Consider the following 12,527-nt stretch of genomic DNA (forward strand, 5'->3'; position numbering starts at 1 on the left):
CAGGCCGATGGATGTGGGGGGTAGCTTCACTTCACCACATGGTTGGTGGGCAGAATCCCGCACAAGACCTCGTCAGAGGATTGTTAGTCAAGGCTTCCTTGCCCGTTAACGCTGTGTTGCTTGCAGTATTGCATAACGTTTGTTTTGCCGGCCGGACTTGGCTCAGCGGGTCGCGGAATGCCCGGGAGCGGACACTCACTTGGCGTAGGCGCACAATAGAGCCATGGGAGCGATCACCGACGTCACCGGAATCCGGGTGGGCCAAGTACAAAGAGCCGGTGCTATCCACGCGTCCGACGGCGGGGAGTCGGACAGCGGCTGGCTCACCGGGGTGACCGTGGTGCTGCCGCCGCCCGGCACCGTCGGTTCTGTTGACGTCCGAGGCGGAGGGCCGGCCACCCATGAGACGGATGCCTTGGACCCCGCCACGCTTTCCCAGCGCGTGGACGCTGTGGTGCTCACGGGCGGGAGCGCCTTCGGCCTGGTGGCCGCTCACGGGGCAAAGCGCTGGTGCGAGGAAAACGACCGGGGACTCACCGTGCCCGGAGGGCTGGTGCCGATCGTTCCGGCCGCCGCCATCTTCGATCTGGGCCGCGGCGGCGACTTCTCCGCCCGTCCTGATGAGGAGATGGGTTACGCGGCAACTGCCGCTGCAGCCGCCCAAACGGACGGGCACGACGTCGAACGCGGCAACGTGGGGGCCGGCACCGGAGCCGTCCTCGGCAGGGGGGCGTACAAAGGGGGAGTGGGCACGGCTTCCATTACCTTGGACAGTGGCGTGGTTGTTGGGGCACTAGCGGTCGTTAACGCGGTGGGATTGCCATATGGCACACCGCCGCCGGGCGCGGACCCGGAAGAGCGGGCAATGCCGCCCTTCAACACCACCCTGGTGGTCGTCGCCACCAATGCAGTCCTGAACAAAGTGGAGTGCAAGCGGACCGCCTCCGCCTGCCATGCCGGGCTGGCCCGGGCGCTGAATCCGTCCCATACCCTCGCGGACGGTGACACCGTGTTCGCTCTGGCGACCGGCGCCGTCGAACTTCACAGCAGCCCGGATGTCCCCCGGCAGTTCAGCCTCATTGCGCTGCAAAGCGCGGCGGCCGACGTCGTGACTGAAGCCATCCTGGACGGCGTCTCCCGGGCTGAAGGCATCTCAACCCCGGCGGGGGTATTTGCTGCGTATGGCCCGGTGGTGCGCTACCATGGTCCGATTTAACATTCCTGCCTAGATGGCGTAGTGTTGTCTGTTGGTTGTCTGCCCTGTTTGTGCCCTTTTGCGGTCAAAAGGCAGAAGCCAATCAATCAAAAACGTTCGCAGTCATGTCCGGTGCCAATCGGAAGGCTGTGACAACAACAGTTAGCGGAGGGTATGGCCAAGAAGGACGGGGTCATTGAGATCGAGGGCGTTGTGACTGAGGCGCTGCCTAATGCGATGTTTCGCGTTGAGCTCACCAACAAGCACATCGTTCTGGCGCACATCTCTGGAAAAATGCGCCAGCACTACATCAGGATTCTCCCTGAGGACCGGGTAGTGGTGGAGCTGAGCCCGTACGACCTCACACGTGGTCGTATCGTCTACCGCTACAAGTAAACACTGGGCGGCCAGAGCTTTAGCCGAAGGCCGGTCCAGCTGACCAACTGCAACACGCAAAGGAACGCCATGAAGGTCAAGCCGAGCGTCAAGCAGATCTGCGAAAAGTGCAAAGTGATCCGCCGTAATGGCCGGGTCATGGTGATCTGCGAGAACCCGCGCCACAAGCAGCGCCAGGGCTAATTTCCTTCACGGGAAAACCCTGGGTTGCTAACCCACGCAAGTAAATAAAGGCAGCACAAGCTGAACTGGGACATTAGCTCGACAGAGCCCGGACAGCTAACCCCCGGTCGGAGGCTGGGGCCGCACTGAAAGTGCGGGTGTACTGCCTACGACCTCCGGTTTATACAAGGAGTACTGCCACTATGGCTCGTCTCGCTGGCGTAGACATTCCCCGCGAAAAGCGGTTGGAAATTGCGCTTACTTACATCTACGGCGTGGGCAAGACCCGTGCACACGAAACCCTGGCTGCTACCGGCATTAGCGCTGACGTTCGGGTCAAGGACCTGACCGACGCACAGCTGGTTGAGCTGCGTGACTACATTGAAGGCAACTACAAGGTTGAGGGTGACCTTCGCCGCGAAGTGGCCGCTGATATCCGCCGCAAGGTTGAAATCGGCAGCTACGAAGGCCTGCGTCACCGCAAGGGCCTGCCCGTACGCGGTCAGCGTACGAAGACCAACGCTCGTACCCGCAAGGGTCCGAAGCGCACCGTCGCCGGCAAGAAGAAAGCCGGCCGCTAGAAATAGCCGCTGACTTTCCCCCGATAACTTTCTGTAGGAGAAATAATGCCCCCGAAGACTCGTGGCGCGGTTCGCAAGCCGCGTAAGAAGGACAAGAAGAATATCGCGCTTGGCCAGGCGCACATCAAGAGCACCTTTAACAACACCATCGTTTCCATCACGGATCCGAACGGTGCTGTCATCTCCTGGGCTTCTGCCGGTGAGGTTGGCTTCAAGGGCTCACGTAAGTCCACCCCGTTCGCTGCCCAGATGGCTGCCGAAGCTGCTGCAAAGCGCGCCCAGGAGCACGGCCTGAAGAAGGTTGATGTGTTCGTCAAGGGACCGGGTTCGGGCCGCGAAACCGCAATCCGCTCGCTGCAGGCCGCCGGCCTGGAGGTTGGCTCCATCCAGGACGTCACCCCCGCCGCGCACAACGGCTGCCGCCCGCCGAAGCGCCGCCGCGTCTAAGACGTTTCCAGCAGCTGGAGCTTGCCCGGACCTTAACGGGTCCGGGCAGGCCCAGCCGCGTTAAGTCTTCAGACCGAATTTCCACCACCTGTGTTGCGTCATATAGCGGATGCTCGCCGAAAGGAAACCTAAGTGCTCATTGCACAGCGCCCCACCCTCTCTGAAGAGGTCGTCTCCGAAAACCGCTCCCGTTTCATCATTGAACCGCTGGAGCCGGGCTTTGGATACACTCTCGGAAACTCCCTCCGCCGTACCCTGCTCTCCTCCATCCCGGGCGCTGCTGTAACCAGCATCCGGATCGATGGCGTGCTGCACGAGTTCACCACGGTTCCGGGTGTCAAGGAAGATGTCACCGAGATCATCCTGAACATCAAGAACCTGTCGGTTTCCTCCGAGCACGACGAGCCGGTTGTTGCTTACCTGCGCAAGCAGGGCCCGGGAGTCGTCACCGCCGCGGACATCGCTCCGCCGGCCGGCGTCGAATTCCACAACCCGGATCTGCACATTGCCACGCTGAACTCGAAGGGCAAGTTCGAACTCGAACTGACCATCGAGCGCGGCCGCGGCTACGTTTCGGCAGCTCAGAACAAGTCCGGCGACTCCGAGATCGGCCGCATCCCGGTCGACTCGATCTACTCGCCGGTGCTGAAGGTTACTTTCCGCGTGGAAGCCACCCGTGTTGAGCAGCGCACTGACTTCGACAAGCTGATTGTCGACGTCGAGACCAAGCAGGCCATCGCCCCGCGCGATGCCGTAGCTTCCGCAGGTACCACCCTGGTGGAACTGTTCGGTCTGGCCCGCGAGCTGAACACCGCAGCTGAAGGTATCGAGATTGGCCCGTCGCCGACTGACGCTGCCCTGGCAGCTGACATGGCCCTGCCGATCGAGGATCTGGACCTCACCGTCCGTTCCTACAACTGCCTCAAGCGTGAGGGCATCCACACCGTGGGTGAACTCGTTGCCCGCTCCGAGGCCGACCTGATGGACATCCGCAACTTCGGTGCGAAGTCCATCGACGAGGTCAAGGCCAAGCTGGTTGAACTGGGCCTGTCCCTCAAGGACTCGCCTCCCGGTTTCGACCTGGCAGCACGTGCCGCAGCCATCGAAGAGGACGACGCCGCGTTCAGCGACGACGAGCTCTAACAAGCAGATCTTGGCCGGCTGGCTGGATGCACCATGGTGTGCGCAGCCCACCGGCTTCCATATGAGGAGAAACAATTATGCCTACCCCCACTAAGGGTCCGCGCCTCGGAGGCGGCCCGGCTCACGAGCGTCTTATGCTCGCGAACCTGGCAGCAGCACTGTTCGAGCACAAGCGGATCACCACCACGGTGACCAAGGCCAAGCGCCTGAAGCCGTACGCAGAGCGTCTGGTGACCTTCGCCAAGCGCGGCGACCTCGCTTCCCGCCGTCGTGTACTCGGCCTGATCAGCAACAAGGGCGTTGTCCACGAGCTGTTCACCGACATTGCACAGGCAGTGGAGAACCGCGATGGCGGCTACACCCGCATCACCAAGATCGGCAACCGCAAGGGCGACAACGCTCCCATGGCTGTCATCGAACTGGTCCTCGAGCCGGTTTCCGCCAAGCAGGCTGTTGTAGCTGAGGCTACGTCCGCCGCCAAGCGCGACGCCGACAAGAAGGAAGCTGCTGCTGCTCCGGCCGCCGAGGCTGAGGTCGCTGAGACCGAAGCTGTTCCGAAAGCCGAAGCTGCGGAAGCCCCCAAGGCTGAGGCTGCTGAAACCGAAGAGGCCCCTGCTTCTGCGGAAGAAGCCACCGAAGCTGCTGAGAAGCCCGCTGCTGAGGAAAAGGACGCGAAGTAATTCGCTAAATCCTTGGCTTAGACTTAAGTCTATGAACCACCAGAAACCCGCTGCCCCCGTTTTGGGGGGCGGCGGGTTTTTGCGTATCCGTTTGGATTTGGCGTACGACGGCGGCCCCTTCAGCGGGTGGGCAGTGCAGCCCGGCCTGCGGACAGTCCAGGGGGTGCTTGAGAGCGCCCTGGCGCTCCTGATCAGGCGCAAAGTTCGGGTGACCGTGGCGGGGCGCACCGACGCGGGCGTGCACGCCCGCGGACAGGTGGTCCACCTGGACCTCACGGAAGAGGAGTGGCAGGGGCTGAACCGCGGCGTTGAGCTGGATCCCGCCGTCGCCCTCCTGCGGCGCCTGCGCGGGGCACTGAGCAGGGGGCTGGGCGACCTGACCGGCGCGATTGAGGTGCACAGCGTCACCGTGGCTCCGGAGGGGTTCGACGCGCGGTTCTCTGCCCTGTGGCGCCGGTACAGTTACCGCATCGCGGACGGTCCGGCGTTGTGGGACCCGTTGGGCCGGTATTCCACGTTGTGGCACAAGGAACAGCTGGATGTGTCGCTGCTGAACGAGGGGGCGTCCAAGCTCCTGGGGCTGCAGAACTTCCGTTCCTACTGCAAGCCCCGGGAAGGCTCCACCACCATCCGGGAGCTGCAGCGGTTTGAGTTCGCACGCGGGACCGACGGCGTGATCGTGGCCACCGTGCAGGCTGACGCGTTCTGCCACAACATGGTGCGCGCGCTGGTGGGGTCGGCCCTGTACGTCGGTTCCGGGGCCGAGAAACCGGGGTGGCTCTACGAGCGGCTGCTGGAGCAGAAGCGCGACGCCAAATCTGTGTTGTCAGCGCCGCACCCCTTGGTGCTCGAGGAAGTGGCGTACCCGTCGGACAGCGAGCTGCTGGCCCGGGCCGAATTGACCAGGGCGCTGCGCAAATAGATATCAACGGGGCAGTGCATAAAGCGACCGGCCCTTTCCTGGCGGACAAAGTTAACGGGAAAGTCACGCCAATTGACATTTAGGAATTTACCCCGCAAAAACAGCCGACTAAAAGCGAGATTTCTTGTAGCGTAGTCCCTCGGGGGGTGTAACAGGCATTTGCGATGGGCAGGTGCCTGCATGGGGTCTCTGGGGATGTATGGGGTTTGGCCATGAGCGATCTGGGTGTAGCTGTGGTTGTCGAAGACGACAAGGACATTCGCAACTTGTTGGAATCGGTCTTCCTTCAGGCGGGTTTTGAGGTGCATAGCGCTTCGGACGGCCGCGAAGGCGTGGAATTGGTGCGACATCAGCACGCGAATGTTGTCACCTTGGACGTTGGCCTGCCGGATATCGACGGATACGAGGTGCTGCGGCGCATCAGGCAATTCAGCGACGCGTACGTGGTGATGCTGACTGGACGGACCGAGGAGCCGGACATGCTGACTGCCCTGCACTCGGGCGCGGATGATTACATCACCAAGCCGTTCCGTCCGCTGGAGCTCCGGGCGAGGGTGGCCGCCATGATGCGGCGGCCGCGGCACGGCGACGCCCAGAGGCCGACGCCGGCCGCGAAGCCGGTACCGCTTGCAGCAACGGGAGCAGAATCAGGGGACATCCTGGAGCACAGGGACCTGAGGCTGAGCCCTCGGACCCGCTCGGCTGAACTGGCGGGCAAGGAACTGGAGCTCACCCGCAGCGAGTTTGTCCTGCTGGAGGAACTCCTGCGGGCTGGCGGAGCAGTATGCACCCGGGCGGAGCTGGTGAAGGTGGTCCGGGGCGATTACTACCAGGACAACACATATATCAGCGAGGCTGACGAGCGTGCCGTGGAAGTGCACATCGGAAACCTTCGGAGGAAACTGCAGGAAGATACCCATTCGCCGCAATTCCTGCAGACGGTCCGGGGAGTCGGGTACCGTCTCGGAGCAGGCAAACTCTAGGGGGGCACCGCCAGCAGCTTGCCCGGGCGGCGTGCCGGTGGCTTAGGCCGCCGGCAGGTAGCTGAGGCGGAGCTGGGTAACCGTTTCGTGGCCGAGGTTGGAGACGCCTGCCAGCATTGACTGGCCTGCGTCCCAGCTCCCTGAACGGATCACGCTCTCGATGTCTTCCGCGAGGCGGGCAAGGCGGAGGCCGCCCACCATCGCCGAGCCGATCTTCAGGCTGATGGCGGCGTCCAGGGCGGTGGTGAGGTCCTGGTCGATGATGGCGTTCGTCAGGTTGAGGAAGCGCTGTTCCCAGATCTCGATGTAGTCCAGGGCGAACTTCCTTGCAATGGCCGGCTGGGCCAGCTGGCTCTCGAGATCCTGCAGCACCAGGAGGTCCACGAGCGGGATTTCCTCAAAAGCCGCGCCGGCTTCAGTGCCCGGGGCAGCTGCGGCCGGGGACAGGGCGGGGATGTGGTCCGCTCCCTCGCCTTCGGTGTAACTGCCTGAAATGGACATATGACAACGCTACTTCCTGAATCTGTCAATTTACTCGACTTCGGCAGATCTTGTGGAAACCTTGAGTCTCTTGGGTTATCAGGGGGTGACAGCTGTCACTTTGGCACCCTATTGGCCGCTGAATGTGACAACGGTGTTGATGACGGCGGGACCGAGAATTGCGATGAACAGGACCGGAAAAATGAAGAACAGGAGCGGGAAGAGGATCATCACCGGGAGCTTCATGGCTTTTTCCTCGGCACGCTGCCGTCGCTTCACCCGCATCACTTTGGCCTGTATCCGGAGGACCCGGCTGATGGCAATGCCGTAGGTGTCAGCCTGGACAATCGCCTGGACGAAGCTCCGGAGCTCCGGGATGTTGGTGCGTTCGGCAAGCGCGAGGTATGACTCCCGGCGGCTGCGTCCCACCTGCATGTCCTGTAGGGTGCGGATGATTTCATCCGCCAGGGGACCCTTGCCGTTTTCCCCTGCCCGGGCCATGGCACCTTCGAAGCCGAGGCCGGCTTCTACGGAAATGAGCATTTGGTCCAGGGTGTTGGCGAGTTCCAGCTGCATAGCCTTCTGCCGCTCCATGCCCTTGCTGTAGAGGAGCAGGTCCGGGATGAAGTAGCCCAGGAAGAGCAGGAACAGGCCGGCAAGCTTGATGATCGGTTTGGGGCTGCTCATGCTGATGAGGATGAATAGGGACGCGCCCACCAGGCCGAGGGCGGGTTTTGCCGCCAGGATGCGGCCCAGGGGCCATGCAGCGGGCCGTCCGGCCAGGGAAAGCAGCCGGTCGAGTTTCCGGACATAGGCTGCGGGGGTCAGCGCGAAGCCAATCCTGCTGAGGGAGCGTCCCGGGGTCTTCCCGGGGAGTTCGGCCGCCCTCCTGCCTCGGGTCAGGATCGCCACTGTTGCGCTTCGGGCCTTGCGGTCCACGGACAGGACGGACCATGCCAGGTAGCCGATCGGGAGGCATACCAGGAGGAGCGAGGACAGCACTATTGGATTCATATGCGCCTCAGAACTTCAGATCGATGATTTTGCGCATCCACAGGCTGCCGATGGTCATAAAGACCACCGATGCTGCGATCATCGCCCAGCCCAGCGGATGGGTGAACATCGCGTCCATGTAGCCGGGATTGACCGCCATCAGCATCAGCACAATGCCGATGGGCATGGCTATTAGGATGTACGCGGAGAACTTGCCCTCCGCCGCCAGCGCCTTGATGTGGCCCTTGATTTCGGACCGCTCACGGATCGTCTCATTGACCTGGTCCAGGACCTCCGCCAGGTTGCCGCCCACCTCGCGGTTGATCTGGATGGCCTGCGCGATCCAGACGAAGTCCTCGTTCTTCATGCGTTCCGAGGTGTCGGTCAGGGAGGCCAGCAGGTCGCGGCCCAGGCTGGTTTCCGTGATGACCCGGCGCATCTCTTCCGACGTGGGACTCTGGGACTCGGCAGCGGCGGCGTCGATGGCGCGGAGGATGCTGTGGCCCGCCCGCAGCCCGCCGGCGAGGAGCTGCAGGGTGTCACCGAGCTGCTGGTCGAACTTCGCGCGCCGCTTCCCGGCAAGGAAGCCGAGCACCAGATTCCCCACGAACGGGGCGAGAATGACGAGCAGGACAGAGACGACGGGCACGCCGATAACCAGTCCAACCAGTGCCCCCACGACGGCACCGGCAATCACCAGGACGATGAACTCGGCCTGGCTGAGCCGGACGCCGGCAGTTTCCAAGGTCTCCCGGTTGTAGATGCGAAGGTTCCTGGCGGCCAGGAAGCGGTCCAGCGCTCCGACGGTGGTATTTGCCAGGCGCGTCAACCGCGACGGCGGGTCGGAGTCGTAGGGACGGCGGCGGCTCAGGGCGATCTCCGGAGCACCGGGTATCAGCAGCGCCACCCCCAGAAGGAGCGGGGCGAGGAAGAGGAGCGCGGCTCCTACGGTCATGAGCATGGCAGTGTACCTAGGCCATTCCCTGGCCGGGGTGGCCGGACTGGCCAGCGGGCCCGGTGGAGCTGCCGGGCGTGGCGAAGACCGCGGGGGAGACATGGATTCCGAGGTCCTCGAAGCGGTCGATGAAACGCGGCCGGATCCCTGTAGCTACGGGGCGTCCGAGGAAGCGGCCCTGCGCATCGACGCCGGCGGAGTAGTCGAAGACGAACGCGTCCTGCAGTGTGACGATGTCGCCCTCCATGCCCTGGACCTCGGTCACGTGGGTGATGCGGCGGCTGCCGTCACGCAGCCGTGAAATCTGGACGATCAGGTTCACCGCGGACGCTATCTGTTCCCTGATGGCCCGCAGCGGGAGGTCCATCCCGGCCATGAGCACCAGGGTTTCAAGGCGCGCCACGGCGTCACGCGGGGAGTTGGAGTGAACGGTGGACAGGGATCCGTCGTGGCCGGTGTTCATAGCCTGGAGCATGTCCAGCGACTCGCCGCCGCGGACCTCACCCACCACGATGCGGTCGGGCCGCATACGCAGCGAGTTCCGCAGCAGTTCGCGGATGGTCACTTCGCCTTTTCCTTCAGTGTTGGGCGGACGGCTCTCCAGCCGGACCACATGCTCCTGCTGGATCTGCAGCTCCACGGCGTCCTCGATGGTGACGATCCGTTCGTCCGAAGGCAGGAAGGAAGAGAGCACGTTCAGCAAGGTGGTCTTCCCTGTTCCGGTTCCGCCCGAGACGATGATGTTGAGCTTCGCTTTGACGCAGGCGTTGAGGAGCTCCGCCATCTCCGGGGTCAGCGTTCCGAAGTCGATGAGGTTCCGGACGGTGAGGGGGACTTTGCTGAACTTCCGGATGGTCAGCGACGATCCGCCGACGGCCAGCGGCGGGATCACCGCGTTGACACGGGAACCGTCCTCCAGCCGGGCATCCACCAGGGGAGAGGACTCGTCAATGCGGCGGCCCACTTTGGACACAATGCGCTCGATCACCTTCCGCAGGTGTTCTTCAGAGCTGAACCGGGAATCCGCCAGCGTGAGGTGGCCTTTCCGCTCCACATAGATCTGATCCATCCGGTTGACCATGATTTCCGTGACGGCGGGATCGTCCAGCAGCCGCTGCAGGGGGCCGTAGCCCAGCACGTCGTCGGCGACATCCTGCACCAGGCGGGTGCGTTCCTCCGTGGACAGCGGCACCTGCTCGGCGTCGATGATGCGGGTGAGCTCCTCGCGGGCGGACGTCCGCAGCTCCAGCTCGGTGATGGCCGAGTCATTGAAACGGGCACCCATGCGCTCGAACAGCGCCGTGGCGGCCCGCTCCTTCAACGCGGCAAAAGCGTCAACAGGCTGCTGGGCTTTCGGTTTAGCCTCGTCGGCGTGGTCGGCCACCGCTGAAGGTGCGACGACGGCGGCAGCCGGTGCCGCCGTCGTCGTCCGCTTTTCCCGCATTGCCGGGGCCCACGGTTCCGGCTTCCGGGCGGGCGGTTCCGGCCGATCCAGCTCGAGTGTGGCGGTGGCGCTGCGGGAAACCGGCGACAGCGGCGCAACGGTCTGGGTGCGCGACTGCGTTTTGGCCTGGGCTGCGCTGATGCGCTCTGAAAGTTTCATCTAGACCACTACCCTTCGGTGCAGTTTGCGTTGCGATGTTGCCCGCCAGGCGGGGTTGAACCGGTTGACGAGCTGGTTCAGCCCCTTGGTTGCCGGGTCCTTGGCTGACTCCTGCAGGACGGGGATGCCGCGGTTGGTGGACAGGGCCACGGCGCGGGACCGCGGAATGCTGACGTCGACGGGTGCGCCGATGGTCGACTCGAGGTCTTGGACGGTGAGCCCCAGCTTGGAATCGGCCATGTTGAGCACCACGTGCCTGGATTCCGGGAGGATGTCCAGCTGGCGCAGCACGTCCAGGCCGGAGCGCAGGCCGCGGACGCTGGGGATGTCCATGCCGCTGACCCACACCACGTCCGTGCACTGTTCCATGGCCGCGAGCCCTATTTCCGGAAGACCGGGAGCGGTGTCCACCACCACGTACTGGAACTGTTCGGAAAGCTGTTCCAGCAGCCGGCTGACCTGTTCCGGAGTGATCTCGTCCGCGTCGACGGGCGTTGGCGGAGCGCACAGTGCGTAGATGCTTCCCGGGTGGACCGTCAGGAAGGCCTTGAGGACCAGGGAGTCCTGGCTCGCGGCGGGGGAGACGGCGTCCGTGACGGTGTGCTGGGGGTCCAGGTAGAGCCCGGAGGCGACGTCGCCGAACTGGAGGTCCAGGTCCACGATCACCACGCTCATCGGGGCGATCTTGCCCAGGCCGATGGCGATGTTGGTGGCGATGGTGGTCTTGCCCACCCCGCCCTTGGGGGAGAAAACGCCGATGACCAGGCCCTTGTTGGTTTCCGTCATCGGCGGCGGTGCCTGGACGCGGTGCCGATTGGTGAACTGCTGGCCGGCACGCTCCAGGAGGACCCGGATCTGCGCCGGGTCGGAGCCGGGGGAGAGGATGTCCCGGATGCCCGCGCGCATGGCTTGCAGGATGAAGTCCGGGTCCGGTTCGCTGGCGAGGATGACACTGAGCTCAGGGAACCGGACGTTCATGACCGTGGCGAGCCGGAGCGATTCCTCCACGGGAACCTCCGGACCCAGGATGAGCACCTCGGGCCGCTCCTGGTTCAGGTGGGCGAACAGGTCGTTCGGGTCGGCGGGGAGCAGGCTGGTGAAGAAGGTCTGCACGCCTCCTTGGAGGCCCCCGGCAACGGCCTGCCGGAGGCGGCCGTCGAAGTCGACGTCGGGCGTGATGAGGACGAAGCGGCTCATTTGTAGACGTCCGGCCGGATCATGATGCGCGGACCGTTGTCCTGGGCATCGAGCGGTTCCCGGCTGAGCCAGATGGAGTCGCCAAACTCGGACGCGAACACGATCTTGCCGGCGTTGACGTCGTTGACCGCCACCGTGATCATCAGGGAACCGGTGGGGAGGTTCACGTCCCGGGGGTCGGGTTCTGGTCCGGCGCTCGCCGACGGCGCCGGTTTGGCGGCGGCTCCTTCGGGAGCGCGCTGGACCGCGGTGACCAGGACCTTGTGGATGGAGAGCTGTGTGGTTTCCTTGTCAGCCTTTGCCTCGATGCCGCCGGCTTTCATCGAGATGAAGATGCCCACGTGGTCGCCTGGCTGGAGGCGCCCGCCCACCACACGCTGCGGCTCCAGCTGGAAGGAGACTTCCTGGAGGCCGGCCGGTACTTTCACCGAACCGGACGTCTGGAGGTCTTCGGGGGCGACCAGCTTCTCCGCCAGCAGCTGTTCGCCCGGGACAAGGTCTGCTGCGGCCACCTTCCCGGCGGATTCGTCGAGGGTGTCCAGCGCGGATTTTGCGACGGCGGTGCCCGGCACCTGTTCCAGGGCCACCGATGCTTTGACAGTGTCTACGGTTGCGCCGGCGGGGACGGCCTTGGTGACCACCAGTACGCCCACCGGGTCCAAGTCCTTGACGGCGCGCTGGTCAGCGCCCTGGGCATAGGTGACGACGAGGACCGCCCCGACGATGGCCAGGAGGACTGCCACCACTCCTGCCAACAAACGTGACTTCACTGACTGCTCCTGTGCTTGCG

General features: G+C 64.0%; 15 protein-coding genes. 9 read left to right on the forward strand and 6 right to left on the reverse strand.

Annotation, left to right across the window (positions count from 1 at the left end; translation table 11 throughout):
- The first annotated feature begins 223 nt into the window (after nucleotides 1-223).
- From ACFVWT_RS02685 to ACFVWT_RS02725, 9 genes are all read left to right on the forward strand, one after another.
- Nucleotides 224-1,216, forward strand: coding sequence for a P1 family peptidase (locus tag ACFVWT_RS02685; RefSeq protein ID WP_390244973.1), 993 nt, complete (start codon nucleotides 224-226; stop codon nucleotides 1,214-1,216).
- A gap of 153 nt (nucleotides 1,217-1,369) precedes the next feature.
- A complete protein-coding gene (gene infA, locus ACFVWT_RS02690; RefSeq protein WP_009358723.1) occupies nucleotides 1,370-1,591 on the forward strand; it encodes a translation initiation factor IF-1 in 222 nt (73 codons plus the stop codon).
- Between the two features lie 69 nt (nucleotides 1,592-1,660).
- On the forward strand, nucleotides 1,661-1,774 hold the full coding sequence (gene rpmJ, locus ACFVWT_RS02695) for a 50S ribosomal protein L36 (protein WP_009358722.1): 114 nt from the start codon (nucleotides 1,661-1,663) through the stop codon (nucleotides 1,772-1,774).
- 182 nt (nucleotides 1,775-1,956) lie between these two features.
- Complete coding sequence (gene rpsM / locus ACFVWT_RS02700; RefSeq protein ID WP_011692780.1) at nucleotides 1,957-2,334, forward strand: 30S ribosomal protein S13; 378 nt, start codon at nucleotides 1,957-1,959, stop codon at nucleotides 2,332-2,334.
- A 45-nt stretch (nucleotides 2,335-2,379) separates the two neighbouring features.
- Nucleotides 2,380-2,781 (forward strand): 30S ribosomal protein S11, encoded by a 402-nt coding sequence (gene rpsK, locus ACFVWT_RS02705; protein WP_011692779.1) that lies wholly within the window; start codon nucleotides 2,380-2,382, stop codon nucleotides 2,779-2,781.
- Between the two features lie 132 nt (nucleotides 2,782-2,913).
- Nucleotides 2,914-3,924, forward strand: a complete 1,011-nt coding sequence (locus ACFVWT_RS02710) for a DNA-directed RNA polymerase subunit alpha (protein ID WP_011692778.1) — start codon at nucleotides 2,914-2,916, stop codon at nucleotides 3,922-3,924.
- Nucleotides 3,925-4,001: 77 nt separating this feature from the next.
- Nucleotides 4,002-4,604, forward strand: coding sequence for a 50S ribosomal protein L17 (gene rplQ / locus ACFVWT_RS02715; protein WP_390244976.1), 603 nt, complete (start codon nucleotides 4,002-4,004; stop codon nucleotides 4,602-4,604).
- 31 nt (nucleotides 4,605-4,635) lie between these two features.
- Nucleotides 4,636-5,526 carry a tRNA pseudouridine(38-40) synthase TruA gene (gene truA / locus ACFVWT_RS02720; RefSeq protein ID WP_198011514.1) on the forward strand — a complete coding sequence of 297 codons (891 nt, stop codon included), beginning with the start codon at nucleotides 4,636-4,638 and terminating at the stop codon, nucleotides 5,524-5,526.
- A gap of 212 nt (nucleotides 5,527-5,738) precedes the next feature.
- Nucleotides 5,739-6,509, forward strand: coding sequence for a response regulator transcription factor (locus ACFVWT_RS02725; RefSeq protein ID WP_390244978.1), 771 nt, complete (start codon nucleotides 5,739-5,741; stop codon nucleotides 6,507-6,509).
- A 42-nt stretch (nucleotides 6,510-6,551) separates the two neighbouring features.
- On the opposite strand, the gene ACFVWT_RS02730 is transcribed toward ACFVWT_RS02725, so the two are convergent.
- From ACFVWT_RS02730 to ACFVWT_RS02755, 6 genes are all read right to left on the reverse strand, one after another.
- A complete protein-coding gene (locus ACFVWT_RS02730; protein WP_390244980.1) occupies nucleotides 6,552-7,010 on the reverse strand; it encodes an Hpt domain-containing protein in 459 nt (152 codons plus the stop codon).
- A gap of 108 nt (nucleotides 7,011-7,118) precedes the next feature.
- Nucleotides 7,119-8,003: a type II secretion system F family protein gene (locus tag ACFVWT_RS02735; protein ID WP_390244982.1), complete on the reverse strand. Its 885-nt coding sequence runs from the start codon at nucleotides 8,001-8,003 to the stop codon at nucleotides 7,119-7,121.
- Nucleotides 8,004-8,010: 7 nt separating this feature from the next.
- Complete coding sequence (locus ACFVWT_RS02740) at nucleotides 8,011-8,943, reverse strand: type II secretion system F family protein (RefSeq protein WP_390244983.1); 933 nt, start codon at nucleotides 8,941-8,943, stop codon at nucleotides 8,011-8,013.
- Between the two features lie 10 nt (nucleotides 8,944-8,953).
- Nucleotides 8,954-10,540, reverse strand: coding sequence for a CpaF family protein (locus ACFVWT_RS02745; protein ID WP_390244985.1), 1,587 nt, complete (start codon nucleotides 10,538-10,540; stop codon nucleotides 8,954-8,956).
- Nucleotides 10,541-11,737 (reverse strand): CpaE family protein, encoded by a 1,197-nt coding sequence (locus ACFVWT_RS02750; protein ID WP_390244987.1) that lies wholly within the window; start codon nucleotides 11,735-11,737, stop codon nucleotides 10,541-10,543.
- A complete protein-coding gene (locus tag ACFVWT_RS02755; RefSeq protein ID WP_390244989.1) occupies nucleotides 11,734-12,507 on the reverse strand; it encodes a Flp pilus assembly protein CpaB in 774 nt (257 codons plus the stop codon). The genes ACFVWT_RS02750 and ACFVWT_RS02755 overlap by 4 nt, the downstream gene beginning before the upstream one ends.
- Nucleotides 12,508-12,527 lie beyond the last annotated feature (20 nt).

It is taken from the genome of Arthrobacter sp. NPDC058288 (assembly GCF_042880995.1).
In the GTDB taxonomy this organism is placed as follows: Bacteria; Actinomycetota; Actinomycetes; order Actinomycetales; family Micrococcaceae; genus Arthrobacter.

Bases quoted from the DNA above. Each gene is read 5' to 3' on its own strand.
- truA (WP_198011514.1), top strand. From the start codon at position 4,636: ATGAACCACCAGAAACCCGCTGCCCCCGTTTTGGGGGGCGGCGGGTTT.
- ACFVWT_RS02745 (WP_390244985.1), bottom strand. From the start codon at position 10,540: ATGAAACTTTCAGAGCGCATCAGCGCAGCCCAGGCCAAAACGCAGTCG.
- ACFVWT_RS02740 (WP_390244983.1), bottom strand. From the start codon at position 8,943: ATGCTCATGACCGTAGGAGCCGCGCTCCTCTTCCTCGCCCCGCTCCTT.
- infA (WP_009358723.1), top strand. From the start codon at position 1,370: ATGGCCAAGAAGGACGGGGTCATTGAGATCGAGGGCGTTGTGACTGAG.
- ACFVWT_RS02735 (WP_390244982.1), bottom strand. From the start codon at position 8,003: ATGAATCCAATAGTGCTGTCCTCGCTCCTCCTGGTATGCCTCCCGATC.
- ACFVWT_RS02725 (WP_390244978.1), top strand. From the start codon at position 5,739: ATGAGCGATCTGGGTGTAGCTGTGGTTGTCGAAGACGACAAGGACATT.
- rpsM (WP_011692780.1), top strand. From the start codon at position 1,957: ATGGCTCGTCTCGCTGGCGTAGACATTCCCCGCGAAAAGCGGTTGGAA.
- rplQ (WP_390244976.1), top strand. From the start codon at position 4,002: ATGCCTACCCCCACTAAGGGTCCGCGCCTCGGAGGCGGCCCGGCTCAC.
- ACFVWT_RS02750 (WP_390244987.1), bottom strand. From the start codon at position 11,737: ATGAGCCGCTTCGTCCTCATCACGCCCGACGTCGACTTCGACGGCCGC.
- rpmJ (WP_009358722.1), top strand. From the start codon at position 1,661: ATGAAGGTCAAGCCGAGCGTCAAGCAGATCTGCGAAAAGTGCAAAGTG.
- rpsK (WP_011692779.1), top strand. From the start codon at position 2,380: ATGCCCCCGAAGACTCGTGGCGCGGTTCGCAAGCCGCGTAAGAAGGAC.
- ACFVWT_RS02685 (WP_390244973.1), top strand. From the start codon at position 224: ATGGGAGCGATCACCGACGTCACCGGAATCCGGGTGGGCCAAGTACAA.
- ACFVWT_RS02730 (WP_390244980.1), bottom strand. From the start codon at position 7,010: ATGTCCATTTCAGGCAGTTACACCGAAGGCGAGGGAGCGGACCACATC.